Annotated in this window: 17 protein-coding genes and 1 pseudogene; 10 read left to right on the top strand and 8 right to left on the bottom strand. The window is 57.9% G+C overall.

The genetic code is table 11. The features are described from left to right. Nucleotides 1-58: 58 nt before the first annotated feature. Together H7995_RS19195 and H7995_RS19200 are read left to right on the top strand one after the other, a co-directional pair. On the top strand, nt 59-256 hold the full coding sequence (locus tag H7995_RS19195; protein WP_042561901.1) for a co-regulatory protein PtrA N-terminal domain-containing protein: 198 nt from the start codon (nt 59-61) through the stop codon (nt 254-256). 151 nt (nt 257-407) lie between these two features. Then, on the top strand, nt 408-740 hold the full coding sequence (locus H7995_RS19200; RefSeq protein WP_042561900.1) for a DUF2790 domain-containing protein: 333 nt from the start codon (nt 408-410) through the stop codon (nt 738-740). Nucleotides 741-1,113: 373 nt separating this feature from the next. Here the strand turns inward: H7995_RS19200 and H7995_RS19205 are convergent, their stop codons facing one another. After that, complete coding sequence (locus tag H7995_RS19205; protein WP_042561899.1) at nt 1,114-2,439, bottom strand: OprD family porin; 1,326 nt, start codon at nt 2,437-2,439, stop codon at nt 1,114-1,116. 326 nt (nt 2,440-2,765) lie between these two features. On the opposite strand from H7995_RS19205, the gene H7995_RS19210 reads away from it, so the two are divergent. The 3 genes and pseudogenes from H7995_RS19210 to H7995_RS19220 all read left to right on the top strand — a co-directional run bounded on the left by H7995_RS19210 (nt 2,766) and on the right by H7995_RS19220 (nt 4,140). Beyond that, a complete protein-coding gene (locus H7995_RS19210; protein ID WP_230679402.1) occupies nt 2,766-2,939 on the top strand; it encodes a hypothetical protein in 174 nt (57 codons plus the stop codon). Between the two features lie 141 nt (nt 2,940-3,080). Continuing rightward, nucleotides 3,081-3,640 (top strand): annotated as a pseudogene (locus H7995_RS19215) (arsinothricin resistance N-acetyltransferase ArsN1 family B). A gap of 107 nt (nt 3,641-3,747) precedes the next feature. Further along, nucleotides 3,748-4,140 (top strand): DUF6957 family protein, encoded by a 393-nt coding sequence (locus H7995_RS19220; protein ID WP_140396033.1) that lies wholly within the window; start codon nt 3,748-3,750, stop codon nt 4,138-4,140. A 455-nt stretch (nt 4,141-4,595) separates the two neighbouring features. Here the strand turns inward: H7995_RS19220 and H7995_RS19225 are convergent, their stop codons facing one another. Further along, a complete protein-coding gene (locus H7995_RS19225) occupies nt 4,596-5,810 on the bottom strand; it encodes an MFS transporter (RefSeq protein ID WP_185818734.1) in 1,215 nt (404 codons plus the stop codon). A 273-nt stretch (nt 5,811-6,083) separates the two neighbouring features. Continuing rightward, nucleotides 6,084-7,580, bottom strand: a complete 1,497-nt coding sequence (pdxR, locus tag H7995_RS19230) for a MocR-like pyridoxine biosynthesis transcription factor PdxR (protein WP_166588854.1) — start codon at nt 7,578-7,580, stop codon at nt 6,084-6,086. 136 nt (nt 7,581-7,716) lie between these two features. On the opposite strand from pdxR, the gene serC reads away from it, so the two are divergent. From serC to glyA, 5 genes are all read left to right on the top strand, one after another. Next, a complete protein-coding gene (gene serC / locus H7995_RS19235; protein ID WP_182342923.1) occupies nt 7,717-8,799 on the top strand; it encodes a 3-phosphoserine/phosphohydroxythreonine transaminase in 1,083 nt (360 codons plus the stop codon). A 123-nt stretch (nt 8,800-8,922) separates the two neighbouring features. Continuing rightward, nucleotides 8,923-10,176 carry a benzoate/H(+) symporter BenE family transporter gene (locus tag H7995_RS19240; RefSeq protein ID WP_185818735.1) on the top strand — a complete coding sequence of 418 codons (1,254 nt, stop codon included), beginning with the start codon at nt 8,923-8,925 and terminating at the stop codon, nt 10,174-10,176. Continuing rightward, nucleotides 10,176-11,021, top strand: a complete 846-nt coding sequence (locus H7995_RS19245) for a YggS family pyridoxal phosphate-dependent enzyme (protein WP_166588851.1) — start codon at nt 10,176-10,178, stop codon at nt 11,019-11,021. Before H7995_RS19240 ends, H7995_RS19245 begins: the two co-directional genes overlap by 1 nt. 23 nt (nt 11,022-11,044) lie before the next feature. Next, the gene (locus tag H7995_RS19250) at nt 11,045-11,215 is read left to right on the top strand and encodes a hypothetical protein (protein WP_244647764.1); all 171 of its coding nucleotides are present in this window, start codon (nt 11,045-11,047) and stop codon (nt 11,213-11,215) included. A gap of 25 nt (nt 11,216-11,240) precedes the next feature. Continuing rightward, complete coding sequence (gene glyA / locus H7995_RS19255; RefSeq protein WP_185818736.1) at nt 11,241-12,506, top strand: serine hydroxymethyltransferase; 1,266 nt, start codon at nt 11,241-11,243, stop codon at nt 12,504-12,506. Between the two features lie 181 nt (nt 12,507-12,687). On the opposite strand, the gene H7995_RS19260 is transcribed toward glyA, so the two are convergent. The 5 genes from H7995_RS19260 to arsH form a co-directional block, all read right to left on the bottom strand. Beyond that, a complete protein-coding gene (locus H7995_RS19260; protein ID WP_185818737.1) occupies nt 12,688-13,650 on the bottom strand; it encodes a bifunctional GNAT family N-acetyltransferase/nucleoside diphosphate kinase regulator in 963 nt (320 codons plus the stop codon). A 119-nt stretch (nt 13,651-13,769) separates the two neighbouring features. Beyond that, nucleotides 13,770-14,834, bottom strand: coding sequence for an ArsO family NAD(P)H-dependent flavin-containing monooxygenase (locus tag H7995_RS19265; protein WP_166588849.1), 1,065 nt, complete (start codon nt 14,832-14,834; stop codon nt 13,770-13,772). Nucleotides 14,835-14,847: 13 nt separating this feature from the next. After that, on the bottom strand, nt 14,848-16,071 hold the full coding sequence (gene arsJ / locus H7995_RS19270; RefSeq protein WP_166588848.1) for an organoarsenical effux MFS transporter ArsJ: 1,224 nt from the start codon (nt 16,069-16,071) through the stop codon (nt 14,848-14,850). Nucleotides 16,072-16,080: 9 nt separating this feature from the next. Then, nucleotides 16,081-17,085, bottom strand: a complete 1,005-nt coding sequence (locus H7995_RS19275; protein ID WP_185818738.1) for an ArsJ-associated glyceraldehyde-3-phosphate dehydrogenase — start codon at nt 17,083-17,085, stop codon at nt 16,081-16,083. A gap of 117 nt (nt 17,086-17,202) precedes the next feature. Further along, nucleotides 17,203-17,919, bottom strand: coding sequence for an arsenical resistance protein ArsH (arsH, locus tag H7995_RS19280; protein ID WP_166588846.1), 717 nt, complete (start codon nt 17,917-17,919; stop codon nt 17,203-17,205). Nucleotides 17,920-18,031: the final 112 nt, after the last annotated feature.

Genomic DNA, 18,031 nt, shown 5'->3' on the forward strand with positions numbered 1-18,031 from the left:
ACCGTGTTGATAGGTTCGAATTGATACCCTAAGAGTGTCAACTAGATGAGGTGTCAGTATGAAAATTGCTCAAATTTTTGCTCTTGCGAGTGCTTTAGTCCTTTCTTCAGTTGCTTTAGCCGAAGGTGGCGGAGACAGAACCTTTGAGAAAATGATGGTCGCAAATGATCTAGCAATGGAGAAGTACGTGGCTAAAGAAGGAAAAATCGAGCCAGTAGTGTCAAGTGATGCTAAAGATGAGACTGATGAAATGTAAATGTAGCAGTACGCTGAATAAAAAAAACCGCTTCCGGTTTCCGGTTGCGGTTTTTTTTGGATGGCAGATTGGACATCGGTAATCCTGGCGCCACACCTACGCAATGTTCTAGTTGATATTCTGGTAACTGTTAATATATGAGGTACTCAATATGAAATTCATGAGCATTATTACTCTCGCTGGAACTCTGGCGTTATCCTCTCTTGTCTCTGCTGAAGGGGGAGGAGACAAAACCTTTGAGAAAATGATGGCGGCTAATGCTAAAGCTATGGAGCAGTATGCTATTAGCCAAGGGAAAAGCGCACCTGTAGCGAAACAATACGAGTACGGAATGAAGATGGATGTTGTGAAAGTGATCAGTGTGGTGCGGCCTGCAAAAGTCTGCGCGGTGGTGCCAGCCGCCATGACTTATGAAGATTCAAATGGGCAGCTAAATACGATTAGGTACACTGTGGCTGGAGAGTGTCGCAAACGTGGTGGCTAGTAGCTATCCTACTATCTGAACAATCTATAACGCTCGACTGATATGAAAAATAGGAATCGGGCGTTTTTTAGATTCGCTTCGAACAGGTATAAAAAAGACGTCCCGAGGGACGTCTTAAAAATTCACCCTTTTCCGAAGGAGCTTCTAAAGGTGAAATTGTAGCTTTAACTGAACAACAATGAGTTTCCAGATTTTCACAGGCTTGCTACTTGTCTGTAGAGATCTAACCAGATGCGCTAGCTAGATTCCTAATAACTCCCACTCACTATAAGCAATCCTAGTTAACGTGGAGATGATTGAAAAATTACAATTTTGAAATTTTCAATCAAAAATGGGACAATTTAGAAGAACCGAGAATTTTCCCGTTTAGGTATTACAGAATGGCGAGTGGGTACTCAACAATCACACGGACCTCATCCAGATCCGATTCAAAAGCGGTTGCGCGAGTATTCGCTTGCCGCAAGCGGAAAGACATATCTTTCAAGGAACCTGTCTGAACGACGTACTTCACCTCAATGTCGCGCTCCCAACGTTTCTGATCTGTCAACGGGTTCCCGTCTGCATCGCGCCTCATGTATGTTGCGTTAGCGTTGGAATAGTCAGCGTCGGTGCCGCGACCATAACGTGTCATAAACGACAGGCCTGGTACGCCGTACGAGCTCATGTCGAGGTCGTAGCGAACCATCCACGAACGTTCTTTTGGCGAGTTAAAATCGCTGTATTGGATCGAGTTGTCGAGAAAGATAGAGTCCGACTGACGCAGATAGTCGAAGTCGTCATTACCATTATTTCGCTGGTGAGAAAGTGCAAGTGAGTGCGCACCATACTTCACGCCAACTTTAGCGCTCCAAATATTGTTGTCGAATTCTCCCAGCAGTTTCTTTCCTTCATCAACGGCCTTGTAGTAATTCACGCCCCCGAATACAGAAAGCTGATCAGACAGTGAGTAATTCAATCCCGTGCCCGCATAGTATTGATTCCAAGCGTCTTTGAGGCGACTGGAATAGAGACTAACGATGATATTTTTGTTAACGTTGTAGTCGCCGCCGAAATAGCCTACCCAAGGTGAATTAACAGGCCCTGCATAGAATGTCGCGAAGTTGTCGCGCATATTGCTGGAGACTGGTTGGCTCATGGCGTGCAGGCGACCACCTTGAACAGTCAGTCCTTCAATGCTGGTATTGGTCGCGGTTACACCGCGGAAACTTTCGGGTAGTAGTCTTGAGTCGCCAGAAGCCACGACGGGGTTCGCTGGAAAAACATCACCAACTTTCACTACTGTGTCAAAAGCGCGAACCTTTGCTGCCCCACCGACTTTTGTGTACTCATCTCGAGCCTCACCATCGCCATTGACAGGCAGTACATCGAACGAACTACGACCACCATTTCGACCGTCACCCGTATCAAGCTTCAACCCAATCATCGCGAAAGCATCGACGCCCACACCGACAGTGCCTTGAGTAAAACCGGATTCAAATTTACTGATGATCGCGTGCGACCAAGTCTCTGAATAACCATTGCCTGTGGGGCTTGATTGCCCGTTACGATGGTCACGATTGAAGTAGAAATTTCGATTTAGCACGGAAAGACTACTATCTTCGATAAATCCCCCAGTCTTTTCCTCTGCGAATGCCATGGAAGGCCCAGAACTGACAACCAACGCTAAAGCGGCCATTGAGAATTTTGTATTGTTATCCATTAATCACTCCTTAGGTTTGGCAGAACTAGTAAGTTCTTCGGCTGGAATTATTGTTTACGGAAAGCGCGTTGCGCTTTCGTATCGTCGCCGACTTGTATCGTTGCAATTTGAAGATAACAGGGAGATGATTGAAGAATTACAATTCTGTAATGTCTGTATTTTTTTTCAAAAAAATATTTCTGCGGCACATACCCACCGATGAGTGGCTCCTATTTACAACGAATCTTCGCATGTGTCTCCTGACGGGCGGCATGATTTAAACTTGAAGCGCATGCGTAGGGTCCGACTGGTTTTTAAGTGCGAATCCGGCGGTGACGATTGCTCGCGTGTTCACCAATACATTCTCGGGGATACGGATGTCAGACGTAGCGCTGTTCATCATCGCGCAGTTTTTCGGTGGGTTAACGGCGCTGTTCCTGGCGAAGGTTCTCGGTGCTAAAGACGTTGTCGTGGATATCCCGCAGCCTAGTCCCCATGAGCAAAAGCTCACAATTCACTGAACGGTGCTCTCTACGGTTCGTGGATGCGGTAAGCCCGCTCAAGGCGTAGTTCACGTTCCTATCGCGACATCCTGAAGGGCTAGGCCTTAAGGTGGTTCAGCCTTTCAAACGCGATTTTTTAAAGGGGCAGTAAGGAAAGACATGAATTACAAAGTGAGGGTTGCTACACCATCTGATGCCCCTGCCATCCAGATTATCTATGCTCCAATGGTTTGAACTCAGTCATCTCGTTCGAGCTGATACCACCGACTGTTGATGAGATGGCATCAAGAATAACCGCAACACTACCGCCGCATCCCTATCTGGTAGCCGAGGTGGAGGGCAACGTCGTTGGATACGCTTACGCAAGCGAGCATCGAGCGAGAGAAGCCTATCGATGGTCGGCGGATGTCACCGTGTATGTTGATCCGGCTGTGCACCGAAAAGGGGTTGGTCGTGCGCTTTATCAGCAGCTTCTACCAGTTCTAGAGAAACAGGGGATTCATGCAGCCTATGCCGGCATTGCCTTACCCAACGCAGGAAGTATAGGTATCCATGAAGCACTCGGGTTCACCCACATCGGCACCTACCCAGAGGTTGGGTTCAAGCACGGCCAATGGCATAGCGTGGATTATTGGCGTAAACCGATTTGTGCTGTGACGCCGCCAATAGAAATCATCCCGTTCAGTGAGATAAAGGGAGAGTTGAGAAACCAGGTGTGAGGCGACCTGGCTACTATTCGTCGCCATCGGTACCAGGCTGTTCGCTGAGAGCTATGCTTATGGATGATTCACGTTCGAGTCAGTTTACCGACCGGCTGGAGGGATGAATGAATTTGGCGGCGTTTACCTCGCTGCTTTCCGCAGGCGAAAACATAAACGGGTGCCCACTCCCCGATTTAGATGCAGTGACATTCGCAGGTCTGCATTTTCCTTCCCGTGCATATTGCCTTGTTGCTGATTGGGTAATCTTGGATCTCGAAGTTACAACACGTCAACGAATAGCCATCACCGATAGAGGGCTTATCCCTGCCTTGGTTTACGCATTGACGGTTATCCAAGATAGAAAAGGTCGTTTTGCGCCTGGTGATTGGGTCAGATCAACGTTGGGGGTTTCCTTCACTCACAACTGCTTGTTTGAGACGAAAAATACGGTTTATGTGCTTATGGGAGCCGGCCGTAGGTTGCGCACAGATTTAGACATCGCACTGAGCTTGTGCTGAAGACCGCAGATTATGCTGCTCCCCTCCTGACCGCTTACTTCAGTTGTTGGTGTCACACTATGTTGGGAGCAGCCCGGCCCTGTATTTGAAGCGCAGCCCATCTGTGTCAATCTATGTTGCTGTTGTCTTTATCGCGAATCATCCTACAGACCCCGATTTACGCGATGGGTTGTGTCAAACTATGTTGTTGGTACCCATGTCTGCATTAAATAAAGGTTGTCACGGTTGCTTCCCTACGTCGGGGTTGCAACCGATTCTGGAACAGTTTCCCCTGCTGCCTGCAGTTGAAACCCATGCAATTGCTTCGAGCTTGAACATCCCACCACCGGTTTACCCTGGTACTTGCGTACCGCGCGGGTTTTCCAGTCCGCACAAGAGAGAGGTGCAGCGCAATCAATGCGGGACGGCGCCCTTCAAGCGCTGCGGCAAAAACACGTTGCGGCTGTTTATCCAGGTCACTTGAATGCCACTTGGAGTGCCGCCATTTTTCGGGCCCTGGCCATGGACTTCTCCTGTATCAGGGTCAGTACAACGGTCAGGCACATGAAGGCGGCGCTGGCCCAGAAAATTGCGTTGGGCTGACCTTGGTCGAGCAGCCAGCCGAACCCGACGGGCCCGATGGCGCCACCGATGTTGAAACCGGTAGAGACGATGCCGAAGGTTTTGCCTTCGGCACCCTTCGGGGCCGCCGCCCGTACCAGCATGTCGCGGGACGGTGCGATCACCCCAGTCAGGAAGCCCGCAGCCCCCAGCACGACCAGCAGCGCCGGCTCGCTCAAGCGTGCCGTGGCGACCAGCAGCATCAGCACGGTGGCCAAGGCAAACGCGCTAGCTGCGACTACGCCATGGCGGCGCGTCCGGTCGGCCAAGGCTCCCCCGGCCAGCACGCCGAAAGCGCTGGCAAAGAGGAAGGCGGTCAACGCCGAGTTGGCCCAGGTCAAGGCCACGCCCTGGCCTTGCATCAGGGCGGCGACCGAGAACTTCTCAATCGCGCTGGTGCTCAGGTTCAGCAGCACGAACAACAGGGTCAGGCTGAGCACCATAGGCGAGAGCAGTGACAGGCGACTGGCGCCGATGGGTGTCGGGTCGGCGGCGGGATACACGCGACTGACTCGGGTCAGTGCGAAACCAGGGGTCAACAACAGCGCCAGCACGAAAAAGCCCACCAGTGCCGCCGCCCCGAAGGCCATGGGCAGGTTGCTCGCCACCGCGATACCCAGCAAAAAACCCGGGGCCACGGCCGCGCCAAGGAACCCGGCAAAGGTATGCACGGAGAACGCCTTACCGATGTGGGCGGGGTCAATGTGGCGCGACAACAGGGCGTAGTCGGCCGGGTGATAAATGGCGTTGGCGACACCGGCCAGCACCATGGCGATCAACAAACAGGTGTAGCCGGGCAAGAGTGCAATCAGCAGGAAACTGCTGCTGCCCAGTGCCAGCGCGACCAACAGCAAGCGCCTGGCACCGTAGCGGTCCACGGCAAACCCCATGGGTGCCTGTACCAACGCCGTGACGATATTGAACAGGCTCAACGCCAGGCCCAGCTCCACATATTCCACGTTGAAAAAAGCCGGAAGCAGGGGGAATAGCGCCGCCAGCACCATGATGTGCAAATGACTGACAAAGTGTGCGGCGGCGACCTGAGGCAGCAACCCGATACGAATCGTCATGGCGAAACCTGTGTAGTGAGCATGGCAAATTCGGCGCAGAGCTTAATGAGGCGATGGTCTTGCGCGATAGTCCATTACCGATGAGGCCACCAGACCACTTTAAATGGCGGCGATTTCACCATTCCTGCCCCTGCGTAGACGGGTGGCAGGGTGTCGAGTGCGGTGGTCTGCAACATCAACCCGTCATCACGGTTGAATACTCCAAGCTGTCCCCCCGCGTGCGCGGATGGCCTTTCAGGCCCAGCAGCTGCTGATGAACTATGCGCTGGGCTATTAGATTTTCAGGGCGTTGGCCAGACGTAACATGGCGGCTTCTATTTCATACGCGGTCAGGGAGGAGTAGCCCAGCAGCCAGCCCTGTTGCTTCGGCTCGCCCGCGTACAAGCCGCTGAGGCCGGACAGTTGCACGCCGGCAGCGGCGGCCTGGCGGATGGTTTTTTCCTCGGACCATCCGGCTTTCAACAAGCAGGGGATTTGCAACCCACCCGGCGGCAGTTCGGCGGTGACCACCGTGCTCAAGTACTTGCCGATGGCGTCGTGCATGATTGACCGACGTCCGGCATACAGCTTGCGCATGGCCCGGACATGCGCGTTGTAATGGCCGTCTTCCATAAAGCGCGCCAGCGTCAGTTGCAGCGTTTGCGGAGTGTGGCCGTCCATCATGCTGCGCGCATAGGCAAAGGGCTTTACCAGTTCGCAGGGCAGCACCATGTACCCCATGCGCAGTCCGGGGTAGAGGGTCTTGCTGAACGTGCCGATGTAGAGCGTGCGCTGATACTTATCCAGGCCTTGCACGCACGCCGTGGGCTGCCCGTCGTAATGGAACTCGCTGTCGTAGTCATCCTCGATGATCCACTTGCCTTTTTGCGCCGCCCAATTGATCAACTCAAGACGCCGCTCCAGCGGCAAAGTCGCGCCGGTGGGGTATTGGTGAGAGGGCGTGACATACACGCAATTGGCGCCGCTGCGGTCGGCGTACAACAGGTCGGTGCGGATGCCATGTTCATCGACATCAATGGGCATCACCTTGGTTTCGGCGATTTGGAAGGCCTTGCGGGCGCCGTAGTAGCCGGGGTTTTCCATCAGAATCGGCTTGCCGGCGTCCACCAGCAATTGCGCGCACAGATACAACGCCTGACGCGTACTGCTCAATACCAGTACCTGGTCGGGGGAGCATTTGGCGCCGCGTTCGAGGTTCAGGTAGGTGGCAATCGCTTTGCGCAGGGGCTCAGCCCCTTGTGGATCTCCATGCAGCAGCACGCTCGCGCGATAGTCCTTCATGACCTGGCGCTGCAAACGCTCCCAGACATCCGTCGGGAAGCTGCGGGTTTCCGGCAGGCCGGTGGCGAATGCCTTGATGACTTGCTGATCGCGCACGCCGCCGGCGTCAAAGATCATCCGCCCGCGTTGGCTGAGTTCGGCGCCCGGGGCGGCGACGCTGCTCCTGATTTCCTGAGCCCTGAGGCGTCGGCGGCCAGCACCGCGCAATTCGACCCCCACCGCGTCGCAGACGTAACTGCCGGCGCCTTCGCGGCGCACGATAAACCCGTCCCGATGCAACTGCACATAAGCGTTCTCAACGGTGTCGCGGGCGCACCCCAGTGACTTGGACAGCACCCGCGTGGCGGGCAGTTTCAAGCCGGGGCCGAGGGCGCCGTCGAGAATCAGCGCACGTAATGCACGCTGGATTCGCTGATGCAGATCCAGCAGCTGAAATTCAGCGTCGTTGAGGCGCATCTTCAGGGTTTCCAGCTCGAAGGCCGTTGCCATGTGGTCTGCTCTCTTTCCATGAATTGGCAGGTAAAGGCAGGCCAGTTTATCCGTAGACTCTGGCCCTCGCCACCCTACGGCTTTACCTCGGTGATGACGCGCAGGGCGAGCATTCTTGAACAGGAGTTACTCAACCATGGCTCGGTCACACAACTTCAGCGCAGGCCCCACCGCGGTGCCGTTGGACGTCCTCACTCAGGCGCACGAGGAGTTTTTCGATTTTGCCGGCAGCGGCATGTCCGTGATGGAAATCAGCCATCGTTCGCAGGTGTTCATGGCGGTGGCCAGTGAAGCCGAACGGGACCTGCGCGATATCCTCGGGGTGCCGCCTGCCTACAAAGTGCTGTTCCTGCAAGGGGGCGCCTCGTTGCAGTTCGCTCAAGTGCCGATGAACCTGATAGGCGATAAAGGTACGGCGGATTACCTGCACACCGGCCTCTGGTCGGGCAAGGCGATCGAGGCTGCCCGGCGCTACTGCGATGTGCGCGTGGTTGCCAGCGCCCACGCGTCCGGTTTCGACCATGTCCCCCATGCCTCGCACTGGCGCCTTAACGCCGACGCCGCCTACCTGCATTACACCGAGAATGAGACGGTGCACGGCGTGCAGTTCATCGACACGCCCGCGAGTGACGCGCCGCTGGTGTGCGATGCCTGTTCAAGCCTGCTGTCCAAGCCGATCGACATCGCCAGGCATGGGCTGGTGTATGCCGCCGCACAGAAAAACATGGGCGTGGCCGGGTTGACGGTGGTCATCGTGGACCCGGCGTTGCTGGAACGTTCCCATGCCTTTACCCCGGACATTCTCAACTACGCGCGCATCAGCGAAGCGCAGTCGATGCTCAATACCCCTGCGACCTTCCCCTGGTACCTCACAGGCCTGACGCTCAAGTGGATCAAGCACAGTGGCGGCCTGCAGGCCCTGCATCAGCGCAACCAGGCCAAGGCGCGAATGCTTTACCGCGCCATCGATGGGAGTGACGGGTTTTATCGCAACTCAGTGCAGGCACCGTATCGCTCCATCAATAACGTGCCCTTCCGGCTGGCCGAGGTGGCGCTGGAGAAGACCTTTTTGCGGCGCGCGGAGCAGGCCGGCCTCAACGGCCTCAAAGGTCACGCCAGCGTCGGCGGCCTGCGCGCCAGCCTCTACAACGCCGTTTCAGTGCCGGCGGTCGAGGCTCTGTGCGATTTCATGAACGCCTTTGCGCGTGAGCATGGCTGAGCCGACCACAGAAAGTGGTCTGGTCTGCTGCGTTAAAGCGTAGGGGTAAAACCTGCCAGTCAACCGCTATAAATGAGCGCTTACCAGTGGCCGGATGCATCGTCCAGCAAGGAGCCAAGACCTATGTCATCTACTCAATCCCTCTCGTCCCTGCGTCTGCGGGACTTGCTGCACCCGGTGGTTGCCGGGTTGATTTCGGTGATCGTCAATTACGGCGGCACCTTCATCCTGGTGTTTCAGGCCGCCAAGGTCGCAGGGCTCAGCCCTGAGTTGACGGCGTCGTGGGTGTGGTCTGTGTCGATCGGGGTAGGGGTGACCGGGCTGTTCCTCAGTTGGGTGAGCCGCGAGCCGATCATCACCGCCTGGTCGACCCCGGCGGCGGCGTTTTTGATCGTCGCCTTGGCGACCACACCCTACGCCGAGGCCATTGGGGCGTACATGATTTCGGCTGCAGCGTTCGTGTTGCTGGGCGTATCCGGTTACTTTGAAAAAGCCGTTCGCCTGATCCCGCCGGGTGTAGCCGCGGGCTTGTTGGGCGGCATCCTGCTGCAGTTCGGCATCGGTGCGTTCGCCAGCATGAGCCTCGACCCGTTACTGGTCGGGGTGTTGATCGGCGCCTACATCCTGTTCAAGCGCTTGAGTGCGCGCTACGCGGTGGTCGGCATTCTGGTGCTGGGGCTTGGCTTTCTGCTGATGCAGGGACGCGTGGACTTCGCGGGGCTGACGCTGGAGTTTGCGACACCGGTATTCACCCGCCCGGAGTTCTCGGTCAATGCGTTGTTGAGTGTGGCGTTGCCGCTGTTTCTGATCACCCTCACGGGGCAGTACATGCCGGGCATGCTGGTGCTGCGCAGTGACGGCTTCAACACCAGTGCCAACCCGATCCTCAGCGTGACCGGGCTGGGTTCTCTGCTGATGGCGCCGTTCGGTTCCCATGCCTTCAACATCGCGGCCATCACCGCCGCCATCTGCACGGGCAAGGAAGCGTCGGAAGACCCGTCCAAGCGCTGGATCGCAGGCGTGGCCGCGGGCATCTTCTACATCCTGGTGGGGATCTTCGGCGTGACCCTGGCGGCGGTGTTCATGGCCTTCCCGGCGACCTTCATCACCACCCTGGCCGGGCTGGCCCTGTTGGGCACACTCGGCGCGAGCCTGGCCAATGCCATGGCGGATGTGAAATCGCGGGAAGCGTCGCTGATCACGTTCCTGGCCTGCGCGGCCAATATCACCCTGCTGGGCATCGGCGGTGCGTTTTGGGGCCTGGTCATCGGCCTGGCGGCCTACGCCGTGCTCAATGGGCAGTTGCCGCGTCGTGAAAAGACTGCAGTCCCACAGGCCGAACCGGTTGCCGTGCCCACCAAGGGAGCGGCCAACTGATGCCTGATCAAACCGAAGACCTCAACATCCTGCATGCGCGCCATGGTCGTTACCCACAGGCCGACAGTGTCGAAGACTTTCGCCGCAACCTGGCCGCCGTGCAGCAACGCATTGTCGAGGCGTGCCGCCGGGTAGGGCGGGACCCGGCCGGTGTGCGCTTGCTGCCGGTCAGCAAAACCTTTGATGAAGCTCATCTGCGTCTGGCCTATGCCGCCGGTTGCCGCCTGTTGGGCGAGAACAAGGTGCAGGAAGCGCAGCGCAAGTGGGAGGCCATGACCGACCTGCAAGACCTGCAATGGTCGGTGATCGGTCACTTGCAGACCAACAAGGCCAAGCAGGTCGCACGCTTCGCCAGCGAGTTCCAGGCCCTGGACAGCCTGCGGGTGGCCGAGGCGCTGGACCGTCGCCTGCGCATTATCGGTCGGCAGATGGACGTGTTCGTCCAGGTCAATACCAGCGGCGAAGCCAGCAAGTACGGGCTAGCGCCCGATGACGTGGCGGCTTTCCTGGAGACAATGCCTGCGTTCCCGACACTGCGGGTTCGCGGGTTGATGACGCTGGCGCTGTTCTCGGCCGACGCGGTGCGGGTACGCCCTTGCTTCGTCCGGCTGCGTGAATTGCGCGACCGCTTGCGTCATTGCGCGCCTGACGGGGTGTCGCTGCAAGAGCTGTCGATGGGCATGTCGGGTGACTTTGAAGTCGCCATTGAAGAGGGCGCGACCGTGGTGCGCGTCGGGCAGGCGATCTTCGGTGCCCGAGCCATGCCGGATGCGTACTACTGGCCGTCCGCCGATGCCCGCCCTCTCGGTGAAGACACGTTGTTGTCGACCACTCCCAGCCGTTGATCCCCCACTACAGGAGGCCCGCAATGTCCGCAGCCATCGCTGAACTGGTCGGCCGGGCCCGTGAAGAACAACGTCTGCTGATCACCGTCACACGGGGCAACACCGTGCGCCTGTTGCCGGCGCTGATTTGCGATGACGCACAGATCGACGACATCGCCGCGCGCATCACGCGCTTGCTGTCACCCGCCGCTTGAATTCTTGACCAAGGACACTTTGCACATGTACGACTCGACACTGACCCTCAACGCTTTCGACCCTGAGCTGTATGAATCGATTCACAGCGAAGAGCATCGCCAGCAAGACCATATCGAGCTGATCGCCTCGGAAAACTATGCCAGCCCGCTGGTGATGAAAACCCAGAGCACGGTGCTTACCAACAAGTACGCCGAAGGCTACCCCGGCAAGCGTTATTACAGCGGCTGTGAATACGTCGATGTGGCCGAGCGGCTGGCCATCAAGCGGGTCAAGGCCCTGTTCGACTGCGACTACGCCAACGTGCAACCCCATGCGGGCGCCCAGGCCAACGCGGCGGTCTTCCTGGCACTGATCAACCCCGGTGATACGGTGATGGGCATGAACCTGGCCCAGGGCGGTCACCTGACCCACGGCAACCCGGCCAACTTTTCGGGGCGTCACTACACCATCGTGCCTTACGGACTGGACCCGAAAACCGGCTTTCTCGACTACGACGAGATGGAGCGAATCGCACTGCAGACACGCCCCAAAATGTTGATCGGTGGTTTTTCCGCGTATTCGCGGTACAAGGACTGGGCACGCATGCGCAGCATTGCCGACAAGGTAGGGGCTATCTTCTGGGTCGATATGGCTCACGTCGCCGGGCTGGTCGCCGCGGGCGAATACCCGGACCCGCTTCCCCATGCGCATGTGGTGACCAGCACCACGCACAAAACCCTGCGCGGGCCACGCGGCGGTTTGATTTTGTCCAAGGGACAGGATGAAGCTTTCTACAAAAAGCTCGATTGCGCTGTGTTTCCCGGCGTGCAGGGCGGGCCGCTGATGCACCAGATCGCGGCCAAGGCCGTGGCGTTCAAGGAAGCGCTTGCGCCGGAGTTCAGCATCTACCAGACCCAAGTGGTCATCAACGCCCGGGCCATGGCCGGGGTGTTGCAAAAGCGCGGGTACAAAATCGTCTCGGGCGGCACCGACAACCACATGATGCTGATCGACCTGTCCGACAAGCCCTACACCGGCAAGGAGGCCGACGCGGCCCTGAGCAGTGCCTATATCACCGCCAACAAAAACTCGGTGCCGAATGACCCACGCTCACCGTTTGTGACATCCGGCCTTCGTATCGGTACCCCGGCGGTGACCACCCGTGGGTTTGGTGTGGAGGCCTGCGAGCAAGTGGCTGGCTGGTTGTGCGACGTACTGGACGCCCTGGAAAACGGAAGCAGCGACAAGGTCGGGCACCACGTGCGCGAACAAGTTGTCGCGCTGTGCCGTCGTTTTCCGGTCTATCGCTGAGTCTGGCCCGGCCATTGCCTGATCGGGTGGTGGCCGGGTATTCAACTGTTTTATCAGGCGATCCCTTTGGCCACACCCACGCGCCCTTGACCATCCAACAGGCCGCTCAGGCACGCAAAGCGAGGCCCCGTCCTTTGGGGGATCCTCGCGCTGATGGACGAACACTGAGCAAAAGGCGCAATTACAGGTGGAAATCGCCTGCAGCCTCCGGCTGGTAAAGCACTTTCCTGATCTCGATCCGACGGGTCCGATCAGAAATTCGCCAGTCGATGGCGTCCCCCTCCTGATAGCCCAGGATGGCGGCGCCGATGTCGGAAGACACGGAATGCTTCCCGGCGTTGCTGTCTGCGTCTTCAGGGTAGACCAAGGCCACTTCGATCTCTTCGTCGTCCAGCTGCAGCAAGGCCCTGGAGTTCATCGTGACGACATTGCGCGCCACCTGCTGCGGCTTGACGACAATGGCTCGCTCAAGCTCATGTTCGAGCTCAACAACGGCTGGGCCTTGTTCGAGCGCGATTAGACTCTCGAGCCTGGCCTTGTCGATCTCCGTGATGTAGATCCTGGTGGAGTCGCTAACGGCTCCTTCGCGCAAGAACTGGAGATAGCACCCCGCCGTCATGGAAAATGACTTCAATGTCGGCGTTTCGCTCTCAAGCACAAAGCCGCTGCGCAGAAAGGCTTTCAGCGAGCGCGCGTTGTCCGGGTGGATCTTGGCGATGAGCTTCTTGGCCCGCATGTCGAGGAAGGCCAGTTTCATGCCTTCGCGGATCGTACGGACGCCAAGGTTTCGGCCCCATTTGTCGCTGTCTCCGATGACCAGGACGATCTCGCAATTTGAGCCGGTCTTGATTAGACGGACAAAACCCACCGGGGCGTCGTGCCGGTCATAGGCCATGAAGAATCGGCCGCCCTGGTTGAATAGATGGGTCAGGATCGGCAATTGAGTCCGATCGATGACTTGCTCGATGGAGCGAGAGACATGACGCGAATCGCTCAGATAGCAGGTGACGCGCTCATCCTCCATCCAGTCCATCAGCTTCAGCGCGTGCGCCCGAGTAATTTCAGGGCACAGCGAAATGAAAGGCTTGTTCATCTTCACCACACATATTCGTAAAGGATGAAAGCCCTTCATGGCTATGGCCATGACGGTTCTTTCGGCAACCGGCTATTTTAAGACATAACGCGAGTAATGCCGAACAGCCTGAGTGACTTGTCACCGATTAGCCGAATAGCATCCGTGAACAACGTGATGGGTTTACACCGCTAGCACTGCTGCATGAGCACAGACTCAATTTCCTCAGCCGTAGCTCGTGCCGTGCGCGTGATGCCGATAAGCGTGGCCGATGCAGACCCCGTCCATTCTCCATAGCCCACCAGCCATAACCTTGGTTCGAGCAATGAATGCGTACGTTGAACATCCACCCGGCCGTCTTTGTTCAGGACACCCAGCTTGGCCAAATGGTTTAGGGCGGGTTTGAAGCCCGTGCACCAGATCACCGCATCCACCTGAGTTTCGGTTCCGTCAGCCCAGATGACGCCCGCTTCGGTGAAGCGCTCGAACGGACGCTTCGCCCACAACACGCCTCGCTCACGGGCTTCGACCACCGCAGGTACCATGACGATGTCTCCCAGTCCGCCGACGGGCTGCTCTATGACACGCCCTTCCTGCTGGGCTTTCCAGCGTTCGGTCGCCCGCTCAAACAGCACTCGACCATCGACTTCATCTGGCAGGAAAAGCGGCTCCGTCGGCGTGACCCAAGTAGCCTCTGCCACTGTGGAGACCTCAGCCAGTATTTGCGCGCCAGAGTTTCCCCCACCAACCACCAATACGCGTTTTCCGGCGAACGGCTGCGAATTCATGTAGTGCGCCGAGTGAATCTGGGTGCCGGCGAAAAGCTCTGATCCCGGGTATTCAGGGATACAGGGATCACTCCAGGTCCCTGTTGCACTTACGACGGTCTGGGCATCCCAGGATCGATCGCCGGCATGAACTCGTAACCCACCTTCGATACGCTCGACAGAGGTGACCCGTACGGGACGTTCAATCGGGAATTGGTAGCGAGCCTCGTATTGGGCCAGATAACTGATGACGTGATCGCGAGAGGGATACTCGTCCTCAGAGGGGGGCATCATCCATCCTGGAATGGAGCTCCAGGCGGCCGGCGAAAATAGCCGCAATGAGTCCCAGCCATGACGCCAGGCTCCGCCGGGTTTTTCCCCGGCATCAAGGATCAGGAATGAAAGCTGAGTGCGGCGCAGGAAATAAGCCGTTGCCAGCGCGGATTGTCCGCCGCCGATGATGATCACATCGAGCTTTTTTGCGTCCATGTTCATTCCTCTTTCAGAGATCAGATGTGGTGTGCTTGGGCAGCGCACTGGAAATCAGGGCGGCCAGTAGCACAAAGCCGCTTGATATCCACAGACAGGCTTGCAGTCCGTGGGCCTGGTAAACCCAGCCAGACAGCAAGGTGCCGACCAGCCGGCCCAATGCGTTGGACATGTAGTAAAAGCCCACGTCCAGCGATACCCCATCCTCCTTGGCATAACTGACGATCAGGTAGCTGTGCAGCGAGGAGTTCACTGCGAACAGCACACCGAATAGCATCAGCCCGCCGAGCAGTACGACCTGAGCCGACCAGCCTGCGTTCAGCCCCAGAGCAATGAGCGCGGGAAGTCCGGCCAGCGCAATGGCCCAGGTGAAGGCGGCTCGACCGTCCGGCACATGGCCACGTTTCTTGCCGGTGATGTAGGGCGCAAAAGACTGCACGATGCCGTAGCCGATGATCCAGGCGGCAAGAAAGCCACCGACCAGCCAGAAGTCCCAGCCAAATGCGGTGCTCAGGTACACCGGCAGTGCTACCACGAACCAGACGTCGCGGGCGCCGAACAGAAACAGCCGTGCAGCCGAGAGAATGTTGATCGCCCGGCTCTTGGAGAGCATGTCGCGAAATTTTGGTTTGGCCTTGGCCTTGCCCAGATCCTTTTTCAGGCGCATCAAACTGGCGATCCAGATCACTGCCAGTACTGCCGCCATGGCCAGCACCGCCATGGTGAAGCCAAGCAGTGCAAGCAGCGCGCCGCCAAGGAAAAACCCCACCCCTTTGAGCGCGTTTTTCGAGCCCGTGAGGATGGCCACCCATTTGTAGAGGGTGCCTTGCTGGCTGTCCGGTACCAGGAGCTTGATGGCGCTCTTGGCGCTCATCTTGTTGAGGTCCTTGGCGATGCCGGACAACGCTTGAGCTGCCATCACCCAAGGCACTGTCAGCCAGGCGCCCGGCACCGTGAGCATCAGCAAGGCCAGCACCTGCATGCCCAGGCCGATGTTCATGGTGCGATTGAGCCCCAGGCGGGCGCCGAGGTAGCCGCCCACCAGGTTAGTGATCACGCCAAAAATTTCGTAGAACAGGAACAGCGCTGCGATCTGCAGCGGCGTGTAGCCCAGCGAATGGAAGTGCAAAACCACCAACATGCGCAACGCGCCGTCGGTGAGGGTGAAGGCCCAGTAGTTGCCGGTAACCAGCAGGTACTGACGCACTTCCATAGACAGGGCTGCCAATGCCTTCATGATCGCCTTTTACTCCGCCGCGCCGACCAGTCGGGCCAGTTCCACTGCACGATTGGCGTAGCCCCACTCATTGTCGTACCAGGCGTAGATCTTCACCTGGGTACCGTTGACCACCAGCGTCGACAGGGCATCGATGATCGAAGACCGCGGATCGGTGCGGTAGTCGATGGATACCAATGGACGCTCTTCGTAGCCCAGGATGTCCTTCAGCGGGCCTTCGGCAGCCGCCTTCAGCAACGCGTTGACCTCTTCAGCCGTAGTCGCGTGCTCGACCTCGAACACGCAGTCGGTCAGCGAGGCGTTGGCCAGCGGTACTCGCACTGCGTGACCATTCAGCTTGCCGCGCAGCTCGGGGAAGATCTCGGCGATCGCGGTCGCCGAGCCGGTAGTGGTTGGGATCAGGCTCATGCCCGAGGCACGGGCGCGGCGCAGGTCCTTGTGCGGTGTATCAAGGATGCTCTGGGTGTTGGTCAGGTCGTGGATGGTGGTGATCGAGCCGTGACGAATGACCAGACTCTCGTGAATTACCTTCACCACCGGAGCCAGGCAGTTGGTGGTGCAGGAGGCGGCGGTGACGATACGGTGCTGGGCCGGGTCGAACAGGTGCTGGTTGACCCCCATCACCACATTCAACGCGCCTTCTTCCTTCACTGGGGCACAGACCACCACGCGTTTGACGCCTTGATCCAGGTAGGCCTGGAGCACTGCGACCGACTTCATCTTGCCGCTGGCCTCCAAGACCAGGTCGCAGCCCGACCAGTCGGTGTCGGCGATGGTCTTGTTGGCGGTCACCTTGATGCGCTTGCCCTCGATCACTACCGAGTCGCCTTCTGCTCCTGCCTCACGGTGCCAGCGTCCGTGAACCGAGTCGAAGTTGATCAGGTGGGCGTGAGTCTCGGCGCCGCCGGCCGGGTCATTGATCTGCACGAACTCAAAATCCGGCCAGTCCCAGGACGCGCGCAGCGCCAAACGGCCGATACGTCCAAACCCATTGATGCCTATTTTGATTGCCATGTTCTTGTTCTCGGGTTGCGGTTAGCGAATGGTCAGAGGGGGGGTGAACTGATTGAGGTCGCCGACGTGTGCAGGGTTTTGAATCGCTCGCGGGTGCAGTTGCATGCTCAGGCAGCCTCAGATGGATCGTTGATCAACACGCTTCGACAGTTCTTCAGCCGACTCTTTACGTTCGGAGTAGCGATCGACCAAGTAGTCGCCACGGTCACGAAGCAGCAGGGTGAACTTCACCAGTTCCTCCATCACGTCGACGACGCGGTCGTAGTACGCAGAGGGCTTCATGCGGCCCGCTTCGTCGAACTCCAGATAGGCCTTCGGCACTGACGACTGGTTGGGGATGGTGAACATGCGCATCCAGCGGCCGAGTACACGCAACTGGTTGACCACGTTGAACGACTGCGAGCCGCCGCAGACCTGCATCACCGCAAGGGTCTTGCCCTGCGTCGGACGCACGGCTCCCATGCTCAGCGGAATCCAGTCGATCTGGGACTTGAACACACCGGTCATCGCGCCGTGGCGTTCTGGCGAACACCAGACCATTCCTTCCGACCAGAGCACCAGGTCGCGCAGCTCTTTGACCATGGGGTGGTCATCGGGCACGTCATCGGGCATTGGCAGGCCGGTTGGATTGAAGATCCGCGTCTCGGCACCGAAATGCTCCAGCAGGCGAGCCGCTTCCTCTGTCAGCAGGCGGCTGAAAGAACGTTCGCGGGTCGAGCCATACAACAGCAGGATGCGAGGTTTGTGTGTGGACTGCTGCTCGATCTTCAGTTTGTCGGAAGACGGCAGGTCGATCAGTTCATTGTCGAGGTTGGGGATAGGGTGTTCGGTCATGATTTTGACTCCTGGGGCAAGGCACCAGATGCTTGATCGAACCAGCGATGTTTCAGCCACGGCAATGGCCAGTTCGAAGTTGTTACTCGCGGCGGTAAAGGCCAGCGCAGTG

It is taken from the genome of Pseudomonas kielensis, from assembly GCF_014236655.1.
Taxonomy (GTDB): Bacteria; Pseudomonadota; Gammaproteobacteria; order Pseudomonadales; family Pseudomonadaceae; genus Aquipseudomonas; species Aquipseudomonas kielensis.